Here is an 18,380-nt window from a genome sequence, read left to right as displayed (position 1 = left end):
GTCCATGGGAGGATTTTCAGCCACCGAGATAGCCGTCTTTTATGCCCTCTTCTCCTCGGTGGCCGAGGAGATGGGGGTGGTGTTGCGCCGTTCGGCCTTCTCCCCCAACATCAAGGAACGACAGGACTTCTCCTGTGCGCTTTTTGACTCCGCGGGGCATCTCCTGGCCCAGGCGGCCCACATACCGGTCCACCTGGGGGCCCTTCCGGATACCGTGGCCGAGGTTCTGCGGGAATTCGACCTGCGTCCCGGCGACGTGGTCATCACCAACGACCCCTATCGAGGGGGGACGCATCTGCCGGATCTCACCCTGATCAAACCCCTTTTCGTGAAGGATCAGCTGGCCTTTCTTCTGGCGGTAAGGGCCCATCACGCGGATGTGGGGGGCCGGTATCCGGGGTCCATGGGGTTGGCCCGCCATATCCAGGAGGAAGGGGTTCTCGTTCCCCCCACTCTCCTGGTGGAGGCCGGACGTTTTCGAAGGGACTTCTGGGAGGATTTTCTCTCCCGGGTTCGCGGCCGGGAGGAACGGGAAGGGGACCTGCGAGCCCAGCTGGCAGCGCTGGAACGGGGCGAAAAACGGCTCCTGGAACTGGTAGCCCGTTACGGTCTGGAGGAACTCCAGAAGCGGGGAGAGGAACTTCAGGCCTATTCGGAAAGCTATATGCGGGAGACCCTTCGAGAGATCCCGGACGGGCGCTATTATTTCGAGGACTATCTGGACGACGACGGATTGAACCCGGAGCCGGTGCCCATACGGCTGCACCTGACCAAGGAGGAAGACCGGGTGGTACTGGATTTTCGGGATTCCTCTCCCCAGCTGGAGACCGGCCTTAACGCCCCGCGTTCCGTGACCCGGGCGGCGGTCTTTTACGTATTCCTGGCCCTGGCCGGAGGGCTCATCCCCCCCAACCAGGGGGGCCTGCGGCCCCTTCGCATCCTCACCCGCCCGGGCACGGTGGTGGACGCCCGTTATCCGGCCCCGGTGGCCGGAGGCAACGTGGAAACCTCCCAGCGGATCGTGGACGTGATCCTGGGGGCCCTGGCGCAGGCCATACCCGAAAAGATTCCCGCCGCCTCCTGCGGCTCCATGAATAATGTGGCCTTCGGGGGAGAGGGGTTCGCCTATTACGAAACCATCGGGGGAGGCATGGGCGGACGTCCCGGATCCCCCGGACTCTCCGGTGTACACACCCACATGACCAACACCCTGAACACCCCCATTGAGGCCCTGGAGATCGCCCTTCCGGTAATGGTGGAACGTTACGGCCTGCGTCCCCGTTCCGGGGGATCGGGCAAATGGCCCGGCGGAGACGGACTGGTGCGCCGTTTCCGTTTCCTGGCCCCGGTAACCGTGAGTCTCCTTACCGAAAGACGCAGGCTTCAACCCTACGGGCTCTTCGGAGGCCAGCCCGGAAAACGGGGACTCAATCTGCTGCTGGATACAAAGGGGCGCCGCAGGGTTCTGCCGGGAAAAGGGGTCTTTGAACTTAAGGCCGGGGAGGCCCTGGAAATTCGTACCCCGGGCGGAGGTGGTTACGGCCGCAGGGAATGAAACTGGCCCTTTATCTCCACATTCCCTTCTGCCGGCGGAAATGTCCCTACTGTGATTTCTATTCCGTAACCCATCCCCCGAACGAAGAGGAATATCTCCGGGCGATCCTCACCGAGGCCCGGCTCTGGAGGGAAAGGCTCCCCTCGCCGGTGGTCTTTATCACCTTTTACGCCGGAGGAGGCACTCCCTCCCTGCTCTCCCCGGGATTTTATGCCCGTCTCTTCGAACAGCTGGGAAAGATCTTCCCTTTTCAACCCGAGGAACTCACGCTGGAGGCCAATCCGGAAGGCCTCGATCAGGCCCGACTCCGCGGATACCTCGCCGCGGGGTTCAACCGTTTGAGCCTAGGATTCCAGAGCCTTCTTCCCCGGGGGCTCGCCGCCCTGGGACGGGTTCACAGCGTGGAGGAGGCTCGCCGGGCCTATTTTCAGGCGCGGGAAGCGGGCTACCGCAACGTCTCTCTGGATTTCATCTTCGGCTGGCCGGGACAGACCCTCTCCCTTCTGGAAAAGGAACTGGAGGAGGTCATCCGGTTGGGGGCCGAACATCTCTCCTTTTATGAGCTGACCCCGGAGCCCGGCACCCCTCTTTTTCGCCGTCTGCAGGAGGGGAAACTTGCCCTTCCTTCGGAGGAAACCCTGGTCCGGATGCACGAGATGGTCCGGGAGAGGCTTTCTTCCGCCGGTTACGAGGCCTACGAGATTTCCAACTATGCCCGGCCGGGGTTCAGGTGTCGCCACAATCTCTTTTACTGGAAGGCCCAGCCCTATCTGGGTCTGGGACCGGCGGCGGCCTCTTTCCTCCACCGGATACGGTTGCGCAATCCGGAGGATCTTCAGGGTTACCTCAGGGCACTCAAGGAGGATAAATTGCCGGCCCGGGTGGAGGAGGAACTCTCCGAGGAAGGAGCCTTTCGCGAGGCGGTTATCCTGGCCCTGCGCCTTAGCGAAGGGGTTAAACGAGAGGAATTCCTTGCCCGTTTCGGTCGGGACCCGGAACAATTCTTCGCCCGGGAGATCCGGGAACTCAAGGAATTAGGGCTTCTTGAGGTTTCCCCCCGGGGATTTTCCCTTTCTCCGCGGGGAAGACTGCTTGCCAGTCAGGTCCAGTTGAAATTCCTTTAGGTTTATATTATATTCTTCTCCAGAGCGGGCATAGCTCAGGGGTAGAGCATCAGCTTCCCAAGCTGAGGGTCGCGGGTTCGAATCCCGTTGCCCGCTCCAGAAAAGAAGAAAAGGCCGAAGTGGGCCGAAGTGCCCACTTTTTTGTTATGGAAAGGGAAAAACTTATTCAGGAAGTATGGGATCTGGCCGAGCCGGTGGTCCTGGCCCGGGGTATGGAACTGGTGGAGGTGGAATGGCAGCGGGAACGGCGGGGCTGGGTGCTGCGGCTTTATATTGACAAACCCGGAGGGGTCACCCTGGGGGACTGTGTGCGGATAAGCGAGGTGGTGGGGGATCTTCTGGATGCCCGGGATCTCATTCATCATTCCTATCATCTTGAGGTTTCCTCTCCCGGGCTGGAGCGTCCCCTGCGCAAGAAGGAGGATTTTGAACGTTTTGCCGGAGACAGGGTACGAATCGAACTTCGGGAGCCCCTTTCCGGCCGGAAGAGCTTTACCGGCACGCTCAAGGGGCTTTCCGGGGAAAGCGTGGTGCTGGAGGTGGCTGAAGGAGAGGTCCTCATTCCCTATCAGGCCATCAAGAAGGCCCGGCTCAAGCCGGAGAACATATTTTAGGAGCGAGCCATGCCCGGCGAGGTGAGAAAGATCGTGGAGCTGATGAGCAAAGAACGAGGGCTTCCCAAGGAGGTCATCGTTTCGGCCCTGGTGGAGGGGATGCGCACCGCGGCTCAGAAGAAACTGGGGCCTCAGGCCGAAGTGGAGGCCATGTACAACGAGGAAAAAGGCGAGATCGAGGTCTTCCGCCTGTATGAGGTGGTGGAGGAGGTCCACAACCCGGAAAAGGAGATCTCTCTCTCCGAGGCCCGGCAGAAAAACCCCTCGGCCCGGGTGGGGGACGTGATCGGGGAACCGGTGGATGTACGGGACCTCGGACGGATTGCCGCCCAGCTCACCAAACAGATCCTGACCCAGCGCATCCGGGGAGCGGAGCGTGAACTTATCTATCAGGAATACAAAGACAAGATCGGAGAGATCGTAAGCGGTTTCGTGCATCGTTTTCACAAACGGGATGTCATCCTTTCCCTGGGGAGGGCCGAGGCCCTGCTGCCGGAGAAGGAACAGATCCCCACCGAGAGATATCATCGGGGCGAAAGGCTAAAAGCCCTTCTCATCGAAGTAAGGCGCACCGGAGATCCGCAGCTGGTGGTCTCGCGCACCCATCCCGAGTTCCTGAAAAAGCTTTTCGAGCGGGAGGTTCCGGAGATAAGAGAAGGCATCGTGCAGATCGTGGCCGTGGCTCGTGAACCCGGTCGCCGGGCCAAGATGGCGGTGATCTCCAAGGACCCGGAGGTGGATCCGGTAGGGGCCTGCGTGGGGCTCCGGGGGTCCAGGGTGCAGGTGGTGGTGCAGGAACTCAAAGGGGAAAAGATCGACATCATTCCCTGGGATCCGGATCCGGCCCGTCTGGTCTATAACGCCCTGGCTCCGGCGGAATGCACTCAGGTCATCGTGGACGAGGAGACCAAAACACTTGAGGTCATCGTGCCCGACGATCAACTCTCGCTGGCCATCGGACGGGAAGGACAGAACGTACGCCTGGCCTCCAAACTTCTCGGCTGGCGTATAGATGTGTATAGTGAGACCCAGTATGCTCGCAGGCAGGATCCAGAATTCCTGAAGATGCTCGAGGTGGAGGGTTTATCCGAGGAGGTGGCTGGGAGGCTTTACGATGCCGGAATCAACTCCGTAAAGGCCCTGGCCGAGGCGGACCCTCAGAAGGTAGCCGAGGTAGGGCGACTGCGCTTGGCCGAGGCCCAGGAACTGGTAAACCGGGCCGGGGAAAAACTCGCCGGTGAGGGGTAGATGGCCCGGCGTGGACATATACCCATACGTATGTGTATCTTTTGCGGCCGGAGGGCGCCGAAAGGAGAACTTTTACGTCTGGCCCTGGATGAAGCCGGGTATCCGGTTTATGACTCCAGACAAAAACTCCCGGGACGCGGGGCCTATCTCTGTGGAGCAGAGGAGTGCCTGAAAAAGTTGAAGACCCCCAGGGGGCAGAAACGTCTGCAGAGGGCCTTTAGGGGGCGAATGAAAGGTCTGCGTCCCGAATTAGTGGCGGCCCTTCTGGGGCGCGGGGAGGCGTAATTCACCATGAGCAGGATCCGTATCTACGATCTGGCCAAGGAACTGGAGATCGGTTCCAAAGAACTGGCCCAGAAAGTAAAGGCCATGGGCATAGAGATCAAAAGCCATTCCTCCACCATCACCGAGGAGGAGGCCGAGAGGGTGCGGGAGGAGGTCCTCCGCCAGAAGGAACATCCCGCATCCGAGGTTGCGGAAGATACTCCCGAGGAAAAGAACCAGCAGGCGGTCATCTTCCGGCGGCGTGAGGATAAAGAAGCACGCCCCAAACGCATAAAACTCAAGATCCGCAGGCATCGTCCGGAAAAAGAAACCCCGCCGCCCGAAGAACCCCGCGAGGAGGCCCGAGAGGTCTCTCCGGAGGAGGAAAAAGGCGAGGAACCCACAGTCGGGGCACCTCCTTCAGCGGTGCAGGCTCAGGAGGAAAAGCCAGCGGAAGCCCCCGGGGAGGGCCTGGGGCTTAAGGCCCGGATTGTTTCCCGGATTGATACCGCTGAGATTGCTCCCAAGCCCAAGAAACGGGTGGTCAAGGATTTCAAGCCCCGTCGGGCGCCGGTAGAGACTCCTCCGCCCCCTCGTCCGGAGGAAGCGGAAAAGAAGGCGGCCAAGAAGAAAAAGGCCCGTCCAGAGGGGGAGGAGCGCCCCAAGAAAAAATCCCGTAAACGGGTGGTAGAGGAGGTAAAGAGCGAACGCGAGGAGATTCTGGAAGAGCTGGAGTTGATGGAGGAACTGAAAAAGGAACCCGAGGGGCTGGAACTCATCGAGGAAGAGGAGAAGGAAGAGACCGCCTCCAGGACCCGCAGGGCCGGGGAGGAAGAGAAGAAAAAGGAGCGTCCCCCCACCCTTCCTCCGAAGAAGAAAAAGATCCGGGTCCACGAGACCATTCAGGTGGGGGAACTGGCCCGGGAGATGGGGGTCAAGGCCGCGGATGTGATCCGCAAGTTCATGGAAATGGGCACCATGGTCACCATCAACCAGTCCATAGATGCGGAAACCGCGGCCATTGTAGCGGCGGAATTCGGCTACGAGGTGGAAGCAGCCACGGTGGAGGAGGAGGCCCTGCTGGAGTATGTGCCCCCCTCTCCGGAAGAGTTAGAACCCCGGCCGCCGATTGTCACCGTGATGGGACATGTGGATCACGGAAAGACCACCCTGCTGGATGCCATAAGGAAGACCGACGTGGCCGCCCGGGAGGCCGGGGGCATCACCCAGCACATCGGGGCCTACAAGGTCAGGTTGGCCGATGGGCGGGAGATCACCTTCATCGATACCCCGGGGCATGAGGCCTTTACCTCCATGCGGGCCCGGGGAGCGCAGGTTACCGACCTGGTCATCCTGGTGGTGGCTGCGGACGACGGGGTCATGGATCAGACCCGCGAGGCCATCGATCACGCCCGGGCCGCCGGGGTCCCCATCGTGGTGGCCATCAACAAGATCGATAAACCCGAAGCCAACCCGGAACGGGTAAAGAGCCAGCTGGCGGAGCTGGGGCTGGTGCCGGAGGAATGGGGCGGGGAAACCCTGGTGGCGGAGATCTCGGCCAAAAAACAGCAGGGGATCCAGGATCTGCTGGAGCTGGTCCTGCTTCAGGCGGAGATGCTGGATCTCAAGGCGGCTCCGAAAAGGCCGGCCCGGGGACGGATCATCGAGAGCCGTCTGGACCGGGGCAAGGGCCCGGTGGCCACGGTGATCATCCAGGAGGGAACCCTGCACGAGGGAGACCCCTTTGTGGCCGGAATGACCTTCGGCCGGGTGCGGGCCATGCTCAACGAACACGGAAAGAGATTGAAGGAAGCCCCGCCGGCCACACCGGTGGAGGTCCTGGGGTTTGAGGAGGTCCCCCAGGCCGGAGACGACTTCATCGTCATGCCGGATGAGACCGCGGCCCGCAGGGTGGCGGAATACCGGCAGCGCAAGGCCCGTGAGGCCGAAGCCGCCCGCGAGGCCCGGATGTCGCTGGAAAAGGTCTTCGAAAAACTCCGGGAGGGCGAGATCAAGGAACTTCGTATCGTGCTCAAGGCCGACGTCCAGGGGACCCTGGAGGCCCTGAAGGAGGCCCTGCAGAAACTCTCCACCGACGAGGTGCGGGTGAATATCATCCGCTCCGGAATCGGGGCCATCAGCGAAAGCGATGTAATGCTGGCTGCGGCCTCCGAGGCCATCGTGATCGGTTTTAACGTGCGCCCCACCGGAAAGGCCAAGGAGATCGCCAAACAGGAAAAGGTGGATATCCGTTTCTATGATGTGATCTATCAGGCCATCGAGGAGGTCAAGAAGGCCCTTTCCGGATTACTGGAGCCCGAATACGAAGAGCGAATCGTGGGCGTGGCCGAGGTGCGGGCCACCTTCCGGGTGCCCCGCGTAGGGACGGTGGCCGGATGTTACGTCAAGGAAGGCAAACTCGTGCGGGGCGGAAGTGTACGGTTGTTGCGCGAGGGGGTGGTGGTTTACACCGGAAAGATCTCCTCGCTCAAGCGTTTCAAGGAGGACGTAAAGGAAGTTGCGGCGGGATACGAGTGCGGCGTGGGGTTGGAGAACTTCCAGGACATCAAGGAAGGCGACGTGATCGAGGCCTTCGAGATGGTAGAGATTCGCAAGGAATTATGAACGAAGGGTCTCCCGCCGGAAAGGCCGGTATCCTGAAAAAAGACCAACGGGCCGAGAGATGGTGGTAGGTGTGGTGCGGATGGAGTTCTTTATCCCCGGGAATCATTCGCTAAAGGGGAAGCGCCAGGTGGTAAAGAGCCTGGTGCATCGTCTGGAGGCCCGGTTTAAGAAGATCTCCGTGGCCGAGGTCGGAGAGCAGGATCTCTGGCAAAAGGCGGTGATCGGGGTTTCCACCGTGGGTTCGGATCAGACCCTGGTGGATCGGTGTCTCAACGAGGTCCTTTCCTTCGTAGAGAATTTCGACGGTCTGGAGCTCCTTTCCGCGGAAATAGATTTTATCTCCTATTAAAAAATGCACTATCGACACCTCCGGGTAGCCGAACTGATAAGGGAAGCCCTCTCCGTGATCCTGATGGATGAGGTGCGGGATCCGGATTTGCAGGGGTTCATCACCATTTCCGAGGTGGAGGTCTCTCCGGATCTCCGCCGGGCCCGGGTCTATTATCGGGTTCACGGGGAGGAGGAAGATTGGAAACGGGCGGAAAGGGGGTTCCGGAGGGCCCGTAAGTATCTGCGACATCTTCTGGGGCAACACGTTTATTTGCGCTATCTTCCGGACCTGAGTTTCCATCCCGATCGCAGACCGGAGGACCTAATGGTCCTATCTCCCGAGGAAAACGATGAAGAAGATTAAGGAACTCCTCAAGGAGGCTTCTTATTGGGTGCTCTTCACCCACGTCCATCCCGATGCCGATGGGATGGGGTCTTTGCTGGCCCTGCATCTGGCCCTGCGGGAGCGGGGAAAAACGACCCTTCCCCTGGTGGAGGGCTCGCCTCCCTCTTTTCTGGAATTTCTGCACGGGTTTAAGGATCTGGTGACCCCGGATCGGTTGCCCCGGGATTTTCCTTATTCGGAAAGCGTGGCCGTGGTCCTGGATCTTTCCGAGGAGGAGAGAGTGGGAGACCTGGCTCCGGTGCTGCGCCGGATCCCCCGGAGGATCGTCCTGGATCACCATGCGCAGACCGGTTCCCCTCTGCCGGGGGAACATTATTCCGACCCCACGGCCCCGGCCACGGCCCTCCTGGTATGGCGACTTCTGCGGGAGCTGAACTGGAGCGTGTCTCCGGCGGTGGCGGAGAATCTTTACACCGGTCTTTACAGCGATACCGGAGGATTCCGTTTCGAGAACACCGGGGAAGAGGCCTTTGTGGCGGCGGCGGAGATGGTGCGCTGCGGGGCCCGTCCCTCCTGGGTGGGAGAACATCTGCTGGAGAACTATCCCCCGGTTCGCTTCGAGCTCCTGCGGCGGGTGCTGGAACGACGGGAGTTTCTGGCCGGGGGACGGGGGGTGGTGTCTTTTCTGGCCCTGGAAGACTTTGAGGAACTGGGAGGCAGCCCGGCTGAGGCCGAGGATCTGGCCACTTTCCTCCGGAGTATGCGCGGGGTGGAGGTCTCGGCCCTGGTCAAAGAACTGAAACCCGGGGAGGTGGGGGTGAGTCTTCGCAGTCGGGGGAGCATCGACGTGGCCCGGCTCGCAGCCTCGGAGGGCGGAGGCGGACATCGTCGGGCCGCCGGTTTTCGAAAACGCAATTTATCGCTATTCGAGGTGCTCCATCGGGTAAAATCCAAAATAGAAGCCCTGCTGGAGGAATAAAATGGCCCTGGACGGAGTCCTGGTACTGGACAAACCCAAGGATATGAGTTCCACCGAAGCGGTGGAAAAAATCAAGCGTCTGCTCCGGGTGCGCAAGGCCGGACACGGAGGAACCCTGGACCCCTTCGCCACCGGGGTGCTCCCTATCTGTTTGAATCGGGGCACCAAGATCGCCCAGTTCATCCTGGAAGGGGATAAACGTTACCAGGGGGCCCTGGAGCTGGGGATCATTACCGATACCTACGACCTTACCGGAGAGGTGGTGGAACGCCGTCCGGTGCCCGGGGAACTCTCCGCCGAGGAGATCTCCCGGATAATGGAGGAGTTTGTGGGGGTCCTGGAACAGGTTCCTCCGCCTTATTCCGCGGCCAAGTACAAGGGGCGTCCGCTCTATCAGTGGGCCCGCAAGGGAATCACGGTAAAGAAGGAGCCCAAGAGGGTGGAGGTCCTGAGTTTCCGGTTGCTTTCCTTTCAACCTCCCCGGGTCTTCTTCGAGGTCTATTGCAGTAAAGGGACCTACGTGCGTTCCCTGGTCCATGAACTGGGGCTCCGTTTGGGCTGCGGGGCCACCCTGGTGGAATTACGTCGCACCCAGAAAGGCCCCTTCACCCTGGAACAGGCCCTGAGTCTGGAGGAAGTAAAAAGGCTCCATGCCCAGGGGGAGCTTTCCTCCCGGATCATCTCCGTGGAGGAGGCCCTCTCCTTCATTCCTGCTCTTACCATCTCCTCGGAGATGGCCCGAAGGATCAGGCAGGGGCGTCCGTTTTCGCTGAGCGTTCTGGGGAATCTGATCCGGCTTCAGAAGGTGGCCCGGCGTCCCCGGGTACCCTGGTTGCGTCTGGTAACCGAAAGGGGAGACCTGGTAGCGGTTACCTATTATCCGGATAGACTTTCCGGAGACGGATGGGCGGAAATGTTGCGCGTTTTCGTTTCCTAGGTTTAGATTAGGGCTGAGCTCCGGGGCTGGTCTGACCACCCGGGGGCTTGAATATAAAAATGGGAGGGAAGTAGAAATGCCTCTTGATCCGGAGATCAAGACCGAGATCATCGAAAAGTTTCGACGTCACGAAAAAGACACCGGTTCTCCGGAGGTCCAGATCGCCCTGTTGACCGCCCGGATCAAACAGCTGGAGGAACACTTCAAGGTCCACAAGAAAGACCATCATTCCCGGCGAGGGTTGCTCAAGCTGGTGGGACGGCGCCGGAAGCTCCTCCATTATCTTCGACGCACCGATTTCCAGCGTTATCGCGAATTGATCCGGGCCCTGGGTCTGCGGGGATAAGGGGGGCGCATGTATCGGGTGGAAACCGAGATAAACGGTCGTCGCTTTCGGCTGGAGACCGGTCGGGTGGCCAAACAGGCCCATGGATCGGTGCTGGTCTCCTATGGCGACACCATGGTTCTGGTCACGGTGGTGGCCTCGGAGGAAACACGGGAGCTGGATTTTCTGCCCCTCACCGTGGAGTACCAGGAGATGTACTACGCGGCCGGGCGTATTCCCGGAGGGTATTTCAAACGGGAACTGGGGCGTCCCAGTGAAAAAGAGGTCATTACCGCCCGGCTTATTGATCGACCTATCCGGCCGCTTTTCCCCAAAAAATGGCGTTATGAGACCCAGGTCATCGCCACGGTCCTGTCCCTGGACCCGGAAATTGATCCGGATATTCTGGCCATCACCGGGGCCTCCGCGGCCCTGGAGCTTTCCCCCCTTCCCTTCAAGGGACCCATCGCCGCGGTGCGGGTAGGTAGGGTAAACGGGAACCTGATCCTCAATCCCACCGCGGAGGAGCTCCGGGAAAGCGACCTCAATATCGTGGTCGCCGGAGGGGAGGAAGCCATCGTGATGGTGGAGGGGATGGCCCGGGAGGTCCCGGAAAGCGTGATGGAGGAGGCCCTTTTCTTCGCCCAGGAGGGGCTTAAGCCCCTCCTGGATCTCCAGAAAGAACTGAGAGAAAAGGCCGGGGCCCCCAAGATACCCTTTGAGGAGCCTCCGGAGGACGAGGTCCTCAAGCAGCGGGTCTTCTCCCTGGCCGAGGAGAGGCTCACCGAGATCCTCCACACCCCGGGCAAGCAGGATCGCAACCGTAAGCGCAAGGAACTCTTCCGCACCGTGCTCTCTCTTCTGGGAGAGGAGGCCCCGGGACGGGAGGCGGAGATTCGCGAGTATCTGGAGGAACTGGAAAAGATCCGTATGCGCGAGATGATCCTGACCCAGGGGCGTCGGGTGGACGGCCGGGGGCCAGAGGAAATCCGTCCCATAAGCTGCGAGGTCTCCGTGTTGCCGCGCACCCACGGTTCGGCCCTTTTCACCCGGGGCGAAACCCAGGTGCTGGCGGTAACCACTCTGGGTAGCCCGGAGGAAGAACAACGTCTGGATCTTCCCGGGGAGGAGATCTTCAAGCACTTCATGCTCCACTACAATTTTCCTCCCTTCTGTGTGGGGGAGGTTAAACCCCTGCGCGGTCCCTCCCGCCGGGAGATCGGACACGGGATGCTGGCGGAAAGGGCCCTTACCCCGGTCATCCCCGGAGAGGAGGAGTTCCCTTACACCATTCGGGTGGTTTCGGATGTGCTGGAGTCCAACGGTTCCTCCTCCATGGCCACGGTCTGTGGGGCCACCCTATCCCTGATGGACGCCGGGGTCCCCATCAAAGACATGGTGGCCGGGGTGGCCATGGGGCTGGTTAAAGAGGGCGATCGGGTGGTGGTGCTCACGGATATCCTCGGGGACGAAGACCGCATGGGGGACATGGATTTCAAGGTCGCCGGCACGGAAAAGGGCATCACCGCTTTCCAGATGGACGTTAAGGTTCCGGGGATCACGCGGGAGATCATGGCCCGGGCCCTGGAGCAGGCCCGCAGGGCCCGGCTCTTCATTCTGGAAAAGATGCGTCAGACCCTCTCCCGGCCCCGGGAGAAACTCTCGGTATATGCCCCGCGGGTGCTCACCGTAGCCATCAATCCCGAAAAGGTGGGGCAGGTGATCGGCCCCGGGGGAAAAACCATCAAGAGCATTATCGCTGCCTGCGGGGATGTGAAGATCGACATCGACGACCAGACCGGTCTGGTTCGGATCTATTCCTCGGATCTGGCCAGCGCGGAAAAGGCGGCCCGCATGATCGAAGAACTTACCCAGGAGGCGGAGGTAGGGAAACTCTACCTGGGGAAGGTGACCCGGGTGACCGATTTCGGAGCCTTTGTGGAACTCTTTCCGGGCACGGTAGGCCTTATCCATATCTCCCAGCTCGATCATCGGCGGGTGCGTAAGGTTACCGATATCCTGAACGAAGGCGACGAGGTGCTGGTCAAGGTGATCGATATCGACAAGGCCGGGAGGATCAAGCTTTCCCGCAAGGCGGCCCTGGAGGAATCCATGCGGGAGGCGGAGTCCTCGCCTTCCTCCCGGGAAGAGGACCGGGAAGGGCCCTAGCCCAGAAGCCACTCCAGGACCGCGGCGTGGAGCCACATCTTGTTTTCGGACTGCTCCCACACCACGGACTGAGGCCCCTCCAGGACCTCCTCGGTGATCTCCTCGCCCCGATGGGCCGGAAGACAGTGAAGCACGATGGCCCCGGGAGCAGCGTGTTTCAGGAGTTCGGCATTGACCTGAAAGGGTTGAAAGATCCGGCGTCTTTCCTCGGCCTCGTCCTCCTGTCCCATACTGGCCCAGACATCGGTATTAACGACCTCGGCCCCGGAGACCGCCTCTCGAGGATCCCGAAAGAGACTTATCCGGGCCCCTCTCTCCCGGGCCTCCTTTAGCACCTGCGGGTCGGGGTCATAGCCCTCCGGGCAGGCCAGACGTAACTCGAACCCGAAAAGGACGGCGGCTTCCACCCAGGAATTGGCCATGTTGTTACCATCCCCCACCCAGGCCACCCTGAGCCCGGAGAGCCGGCGCCCGGTCTCCACCACGGTCAGAAGATCCGAAAGGACCTGGCAGGGATGAAAGCGGTCCGAAAGGCCGTTTATCACCGGAACAGTGGCATGAGCCGCCAGTTCCTCCACCACCTCCTGTCCGAAGGTGCGCACCACGATTCCATCCACGTATCGGGAAAGCACCCGGGCGGTATCCTTGAGGGGTTCCCCGCGCGCCAGCTGAAGATCACGGGCGGAAAGAAAGATGGTCTGTCCGCCGAGTTTCATCATGGCCGCTTCAAAGGAAACCCGCGTGCGGGTGGAGGGCTTTTCGAAGATAAGGGCCAGGATCCTGCCCACCAGAGGCCGATGCGTAAACCCCTTCTTAAGATGACGCTTGAGCTCCAGGCCCCGATAAATGAGCCTCTCGGCTTCCTCCGGCTGGAGATCCAGGATACGCCGAATATGTTTCATCTTTGATCCCCCGAAGTATCATTGAAGATCTTAATTAAACTCCGGCTGAAAAAACGTCAAGCAGTTTGTTTTTCCTATCTCCGGGGCCCTGAGGATCCTACGGAATTTTCTCCGTAGGATCTCAGGGGACGACATCGGTAAAGAGGGCGAGATAGCCGTAAGGGAAGTAAAGATCTTCCGGGGAAAGACCGCTCTTTTCAAGGAGGCAGCGCACCTCGGGAAGGGCCTCTCGGGCCAGGCTCACTAGATCGCGGGTGAGGACACAGTACTGCCGGGCCCGCTCCGGGGAATTTTTAATGAGCACCGGACAGCGCCCGCCACAATAAAACTCCGCCGCACACTCCTCACAGCCGAGGTCCCTCCGGTAGGAGACCAGGGAGGAAAGACGGGCCGGATCCCCGCACCAGGCGATCTCCCCGGAGGATTTTATCTCTCCCAGCACGAACTCCTCCCCCAGATCCGCGCAGGGGAGGAGGCGTCCGGCCTGAAGATCAAAATTCTCCGCCCGCTCCACCCCGCAACCCGTATGCCCGCGGCGAATCCCGGAAAGGAGAAAGAAGAAAAGCTCGTTTAAGGGAAGGACCGGAAGGATCCTTCCGGAAGAAAGCCAGGAAAGGTAGGTCTCAAGGAGAAAGGCAAGGTCCGAGAGATAACGCCTGCGAAAATCCTCAAAGGAGGAGATGGGACGGTCGGTCTCTATGAGGTGCCAGAAGAAGTAATCGCAAAGCCCCCGGGCCTTAAGCCGCAAGAACTCCTCCAGACAATCCCTAAGCGAGGCCTCATCCCTCAGGGTGGACCACATGAGGACCGGGGTCCTTAGGGCTTCCTTTAGGGCGGCAAGGTTTTCCCGGATGCGGGAAAGGCTGGTTCCCCGGCGGAAGCGTTCGTGCTCTCCCTCGGAGCCGTCAATGGAGACCGAGACAAGCCAGAGTTCGCGCAGGAGATCCGGATAGCGTTTCAGGGTGCGGGAGAGAAGCTCCCCGTTGGTATAGAGCAGGAAACGTACCGGATTTCCGTTAAGGAGGGCGCGGAGCTTTCCTCTTACGGCCTCCATCTTTTCTGCGGCCAGAAGCGGCTCCCCGCCGTAGAAGGCCACCACCGCCGGACGCCCGTCTGTCTTTTGAAGGAGCGTGTAAAGGGCCCGGGCGTCCCTTTCCGGATCACACTCCCAGGAGTCGGCAAAATCCTCCCGCCTTCCGAAGGAAAGGGCGTTGATACAGCCCTCACACCGGGCCTGACACCTTCCGGTGACCGTGAGATGAAAGATGACCGGCCGCCTTTGCCCCAGAAAATCGTCGAGTTTAAGCGGCATACAATTCTAAAATGGAATAAAAATCGGAGAAGAGCAAATTTTTGACACAAATCTTTTAAAAGTAACAAAAAGTTTCCCAATGGAAATATCTTTTTGAGGATGAAAAGGGTCTTTCGCAAAGGATGTAATTCTGTTAGGAAAAAGGCATGGAGCACCTTCCGGAGCTCGACCAGGCCTATGCCCTGCTCGCAAGGGAGGGGGTTCCGCCCCATATCGTGCGACACTGCGAGAAGGTGGCCCTGGTGGGGACCTTTCTGGCCCTGGAACTCTTACGAGCCGGGGAGCCGGTCCCGGTAAAACTCGTGGCCGTAGGAGGACTCCTTCACGATTTAACCAAGCATCATTCCATAAAGAGCGGAGAGAACCATGCCCAAAGTGCCCGGAGGAGGCTCCTTGAACTGGGTTATCCCGAGGTAGCGGAGGTGGTGGGGAACCATATCTTCCTTAAACCCGGCCCTCCGGGGGCTCCCATCCGGGCCGACGAATTGGTCTATTATGCGGACAAACGCGTGCGGCACGAGGAGATCGTAACCCTCAAGGAACGCTTCATAGATCTTCGTGAACGCTACGGAAGGCGCCCCGCATCCTGGGTGAGGATCTGGCACCTTGAGGAACTCACCAAGCTCCTTGAGCGTCGCATCTTCAAACGCCTTCCCTTCGGGCCGGAGCGGGTCCTGGAATTAAATCAGGTGGAGGACATCAAGGGATGCCTTATCGCGTGGCTCTCCTCTGCGGAGGAGATTCCCCGGAAAGGGAAGTTTCTTTAAAGGGTGGGGCGGCGGTAAAAAAGGCCCTGCTTTCCCTGGGGCACGAGGTCGCGGTCTTCGATCCCCCGCGGGATCTTCCGCGTCTTGCGGAAAGGGCCGCGGAGTTTGATGCCGCCTTCCTGGTGCTCCACGGCCCGGGAGGCGAGGACGGAACCATCCAGGGATTCCTGGACTCCCTCGGGCTTCCCTATCAGGGGGCGGGCGTGCTCGGCTCGGCCCTTGCCATCCACAAGGGGCTCTCGCGTCTTCTTTATCAGGCGGCAGGACTCCCCGTGCCTCCGGGGGAGGTCTTTTCCGCAAGGGAGCGGGAGGGAATCCCTGATTTTTGTGCGGCCCTGGGCTATCCGGTGGTGGTGAAGCCGGCGAGCCAGGGCTCAAGCCTGGGGCTTTCCGTGGTGAGGGGGCCGGAGGAGCTTCCTTCCGCCCTTTCCCAGGCCTTCGCTCTTGACCGGGAAGTGGTGGTGGAGAAGTTTCTTTCGGGGCGGGAGATCACCGTGGGGGTGCTCGGGGATGCGGCCCTTCCGGTGGTAGAGATCATCCCGCGGGAAAGCGACCACTTTGACTATCGCACCAAATATACGCCCGGGGCGGCGCAGGAGATCTGCCCGGCGGAGATCCCGGAGGATCTTTCCCGCAAAGCTAAGGAATACGCCCTTTCCGCCCATCAGGCCTTAAGGCTTCGTCATTACAGCCGCACGGACATGATCATCCATGAAGGGGAAATCTATCTTCTTGAGACCAACACCATCCCCGGAATGACCGAAACGAGCCTCCTTCCCCTTTCCGCCCGGGCGGCGGGGCTTTCCTTTGAGGAACTCGTGGAGCGCCTCCTCCTTATGGCCCTTGAGGGATGAACTTTTCAAGGAAGGCCCGGATCTTTTCGGCCAGGTGGTCCTTGTCCCGCTTGGTGAGGCCCTCGGTGGGGAGGGGCTCCCCCACGATGACCCTCACCCTTCCGGGACGCACGAAAAGGGAGCCCTTGGGGAGGATCTTACGGGTGCCGAGGATGGCCACCGGCACCGCCGGAACCCCGGCCTTGATGGGGATGAGGAAACCCGCGGTCTTAAAGGGAAGAAGCCTTCCGTCCGGGCTCCGGGTCCCCTCCGGAAAGACCACCACGGAGTAGCCCTCGCGCACCCGCTCCGCGCAGGCGATAAGGCTCCTTAAGCCCTCCCGGGGATCATCCCGCTCAACCGGAATATAACCCAAGGCCGCAATCCCCCAGCCGAAAAAGGGGATCTTGAAAAGACTCTTTTTGGCCAGAAACCGGATCTCAAAGTCCTTGAGAGCCTCTTCAAGGACCGGGATATCCATCTGGCTCTGATGGTTGGCGAAAAAGACGTAGCGTTTTCCCGGGGAAAGCCGCTCAAGCCCCTCCACGGTAATCTTCACCCCGGAGATGGCAAGGACCAGGCGGCACCAGAGCCAGGCCACCTTGTGGGAGAGGATCTTCCGGCGCTCCAAAAGGGAAATAAGGATAGCCATGGTCCCGAAAAGAGGGACGGAGACCAGAACAAAGAGGACGAGAATAAGGTTTCTTATCAGGACCATCGGTTTTACGGCTGCCCGAGGCTATGGTAAGAGATTCCTTAGGAGGGGTCAAGGGATGAGGCTTTCCGAAATTTACGAAGAGGTAGTGAAGCGTGTTTGGGAGAGGATCAGGGAATACTACGGGGAGAGGCTTTTTTCGGTGGTGCTTTTCGGATCCGTGGCCCGGGGCACCCCGCGGCCGGACTCCGACCTTGACCTTCTCATCGTGGCCGAACCCCTTCCCCGGGGACGGGTGAAACGGGTAAGGGAGTTTATCTCCGGGGTGGAGGAACCCCTTGAACCTTACCTGCGGGAGCTGGCCAAGAAAGGTATTCACCCGGAGCTTTCCCCGGTAATCAAGACCCGCGAGGAGGTCCTTTGCGGAAGTCCTCTTTTTCTGGACATGATTTATCATCGTCGCATCCTCTACGACCGGGAGGGCTTCATGGAGCGCTATCTATCAAGGCTTGCGGAAAGGCTTAAGCGACTCGGGGCAAAAAGGATAAAGAGGGGCAACGCCTGGTACTGGGTGCTAAAGCCCGACTACCGCTATCCCGAAGTTATAGAAGTATGACCAATATTTCTCTGGCTCAAAGTTATCTCTTTAAGGCCCAAAAGAGACTCAAGGTCCTGACCGTGCTTCTTGAGGAGGTGAAAAGATGAGGGTAGTCCGAGCTGAAAGCAAGGCCGGAAGGCGTTTCCTTGAGAGGCTTTTCCACCGGAGGGGCCGGATCCCGGCGCGGGTGGAGCGTTCGGTGCGGCGGATCCTTGCCGAGGTCCGCCGGCGGGGGGACGCAGCCCTGGTGGACTACACCCGGCGCTTTGACTGTCCGGACTTTTCGGCTGAGCTTCTTCGCGTCCCGGAGGAGGAAATCTCTGCGGCCTACCGCAAGGTTTCGCCGGAGCTACTTTCGGCCATAAGGCTTGCCCTCCATCAGGTCACGGAGTTTCACCGGCGCGAGCGACAGGAGTCCTGGTTCTTTACCCGGGAGGGGGTTTTCCTGGGGCAGATGGTGCGGCCGGTGGCCTCGGCCGGAATCTACGTCCCGGGAGGGGCCGGCGGCGAAACCCCACTTATCTCCACGGTGATCATGACCGCGGTCCCGGCGCGGGTGGCCGGGGTTAAACGCATCGTCATGGTCTCGCCCCCCAACCGTGAGGGGAAACTTCACCCGGCTTTGCTTGTGGCCGCAGCCGAATGCGGGGTTACGGAGGTCTATCGGGTGGGAAGCGCCTGGGCCATTGCGGCGCTCGCCTACGGCACGGAGACCATCCCCCCGGTCTCGGTGATCGCCGGCCCGGGAAACATCTATGTCACCGTGGCCAAGAAACTCCTTTACGGGGAGGTGGGAG

The 18,380-nt window shown here is 60.3% G+C and carries 19 protein-coding genes and 1 tRNA gene; 17 read left to right on the top strand and 3 right to left on the bottom strand.

Annotation, left to right across the window (positions count from 1 at the left end; all coding sequences use genetic code 11):
* The first annotated feature begins 4 nt into the window (after positions 1–4).
* The 13 genes from F8J34_RS05400 (at position 5) to pnp (ending at position 12,516) form a co-directional block, all read left to right on the top strand.
* Entirely contained in the window at positions 5–1,555 is a 1,551-nt protein-coding gene (locus F8J34_RS05400; RefSeq protein ID WP_297056988.1) for a hydantoinase B/oxoprolinase family protein, read from the top strand.
* Positions 1,552–2,679 (top strand): radical SAM family heme chaperone HemW, encoded by a 1,128-nt coding sequence (hemW, locus tag F8J34_RS05395; protein ID WP_297056987.1) that lies wholly within the window; start codon positions 1,552–1,554, stop codon positions 2,677–2,679. The genes F8J34_RS05400 and hemW overlap by 4 nt, the downstream gene beginning before the upstream one ends.
* 24 nt (positions 2,680–2,703) lie before the next feature.
* Positions 2,704–2,778 (top strand) — tRNA-Gly (locus F8J34_RS05390).
* A gap of 20 nt (positions 2,779–2,798) precedes the next feature.
* Complete coding sequence (rimP, locus tag F8J34_RS05385; RefSeq protein WP_297056986.1) at positions 2,799–3,293, top strand: ribosome maturation factor RimP; 495 nt, start codon at positions 2,799–2,801, stop codon at positions 3,291–3,293.
* 9 nt (positions 3,294–3,302) lie between these two features.
* Positions 3,303–4,541, top strand: coding sequence for a transcription termination factor NusA (gene nusA, locus F8J34_RS05380; protein WP_297056985.1), 1,239 nt, complete (start codon positions 3,303–3,305; stop codon positions 4,539–4,541).
* A complete protein-coding gene (locus F8J34_RS05375) occupies positions 4,542–4,826 on the top strand; it encodes a YlxR family protein (protein ID WP_297056984.1) in 285 nt (94 codons plus the stop codon). It begins immediately after the preceding gene.
* Between the two features lie 6 nt (positions 4,827–4,832).
* Positions 4,833–7,430 (top strand): translation initiation factor IF-2, encoded by a 2,598-nt coding sequence (gene infB / locus F8J34_RS05370; protein WP_297056983.1) that lies wholly within the window; start codon positions 4,833–4,835, stop codon positions 7,428–7,430.
* 58 nt (positions 7,431–7,488) lie between these two features.
* Positions 7,489–7,779 carry a DUF503 domain-containing protein gene (locus F8J34_RS05365; RefSeq protein ID WP_297056982.1) on the top strand — a complete coding sequence of 97 codons (291 nt, stop codon included), beginning with the start codon at positions 7,489–7,491 and terminating at the stop codon, positions 7,777–7,779.
* Between the two features lie 3 nt (positions 7,780–7,782).
* Entirely contained in the window at positions 7,783–8,124 is a 342-nt protein-coding gene (gene rbfA, locus F8J34_RS05360) for a 30S ribosome-binding factor RbfA (RefSeq protein WP_297056981.1), read from the top strand.
* Entirely contained in the window at positions 8,111–9,085 is a 975-nt protein-coding gene (locus F8J34_RS05355; RefSeq protein ID WP_297056980.1) for a bifunctional oligoribonuclease/PAP phosphatase NrnA, read from the top strand. Before rbfA ends, F8J34_RS05355 begins: the two co-directional genes overlap by 14 nt.
* Position 9,086: 1 nt before the next feature.
* Entirely contained in the window at positions 9,087–10,022 is a 936-nt protein-coding gene (gene truB / locus F8J34_RS05350) for a tRNA pseudouridine(55) synthase TruB (RefSeq protein WP_297056979.1), read from the top strand.
* A gap of 76 nt (positions 10,023–10,098) precedes the next feature.
* Positions 10,099–10,368: a 30S ribosomal protein S15 gene (gene rpsO, locus F8J34_RS05345; protein ID WP_297056978.1), complete on the top strand. Its 270-nt coding sequence runs from the start codon at positions 10,099–10,101 to the stop codon at positions 10,366–10,368.
* A gap of 9 nt (positions 10,369–10,377) precedes the next feature.
* Complete coding sequence (gene pnp, locus F8J34_RS05340) at positions 10,378–12,516, top strand: polyribonucleotide nucleotidyltransferase (RefSeq protein WP_297056977.1); 2,139 nt, start codon at positions 10,378–10,380, stop codon at positions 12,514–12,516.
* Here pnp and argF read toward each other — a convergent pair.
* Both argF and F8J34_RS05330 read right to left on the bottom strand, forming a co-directional pair.
* On the bottom strand, positions 12,513–13,418 hold the full coding sequence (gene argF, locus F8J34_RS05335) for an ornithine carbamoyltransferase (protein ID WP_297056976.1): 906 nt from the start codon (positions 13,416–13,418) through the stop codon (positions 12,513–12,515). The two genes, pnp and argF, sit on opposite strands and share 4 nt — an antisense overlap.
* 121 nt (positions 13,419–13,539) lie before the next feature.
* Positions 13,540–14,730 (bottom strand): radical SAM protein, encoded by a 1,191-nt coding sequence (locus tag F8J34_RS05330; RefSeq protein WP_297056975.1) that lies wholly within the window; start codon positions 14,728–14,730, stop codon positions 13,540–13,542.
* Between the two features lie 146 nt (positions 14,731–14,876).
* On the opposite strand from F8J34_RS05330, the gene F8J34_RS05325 reads away from it, so the two are divergent.
* Both F8J34_RS05325 and F8J34_RS05320 read left to right on the top strand, forming a co-directional pair.
* Positions 14,877–15,497: an HD domain-containing protein gene (locus F8J34_RS05325; protein WP_297056974.1), complete on the top strand. Its 621-nt coding sequence runs from the start codon at positions 14,877–14,879 to the stop codon at positions 15,495–15,497.
* The gene (locus F8J34_RS05320) at positions 15,437–16,351 is read left to right on the top strand and encodes a D-alanine--D-alanine ligase (protein WP_297056973.1); all 915 of its coding nucleotides are present in this window, start codon (positions 15,437–15,439) and stop codon (positions 16,349–16,351) included. Before F8J34_RS05325 ends, F8J34_RS05320 begins: the two co-directional genes overlap by 61 nt.
* Here F8J34_RS05320 and F8J34_RS05315 read toward each other — a convergent pair.
* Entirely contained in the window at positions 16,332–16,982 is a 651-nt protein-coding gene (locus F8J34_RS05315; RefSeq protein ID WP_297056972.1) for a lysophospholipid acyltransferase family protein, read from the bottom strand. The two genes, F8J34_RS05320 and F8J34_RS05315, sit on opposite strands and share 20 nt — an antisense overlap.
* 121 nt (positions 16,983–17,103) lie before the next feature.
* Here F8J34_RS05315 and F8J34_RS05310 point away from each other — a divergent pair, with 121 nt between their 5' ends.
* Together F8J34_RS05310 and hisD are read left to right on the top strand one after the other, a co-directional pair.
* Positions 17,104–17,601, top strand: a complete 498-nt coding sequence (locus F8J34_RS05310; RefSeq protein ID WP_297056971.1) for a nucleotidyltransferase domain-containing protein — start codon at positions 17,104–17,106, stop codon at positions 17,599–17,601.
* Between the two features lie 85 nt (positions 17,602–17,686).
* Positions 17,687–18,380 (top strand): histidinol dehydrogenase (gene hisD / locus F8J34_RS05305; protein ID WP_297056970.1); only part of this gene is annotated, 694 nt, incomplete at its 3' end.

The sequence above is a fragment of the Thermosulfurimonas sp. genome (genome assembly GCF_015491435.1).
Classification (GTDB): Bacteria; Desulfobacterota; Thermodesulfobacteria; order Thermodesulfobacteriales; family Thermodesulfobacteriaceae; genus Thermosulfurimonas_A.
Note: the sequence above shows the minus strand (reverse complement) of the source record. Positions and strands in the feature narration are given on the sequence as shown.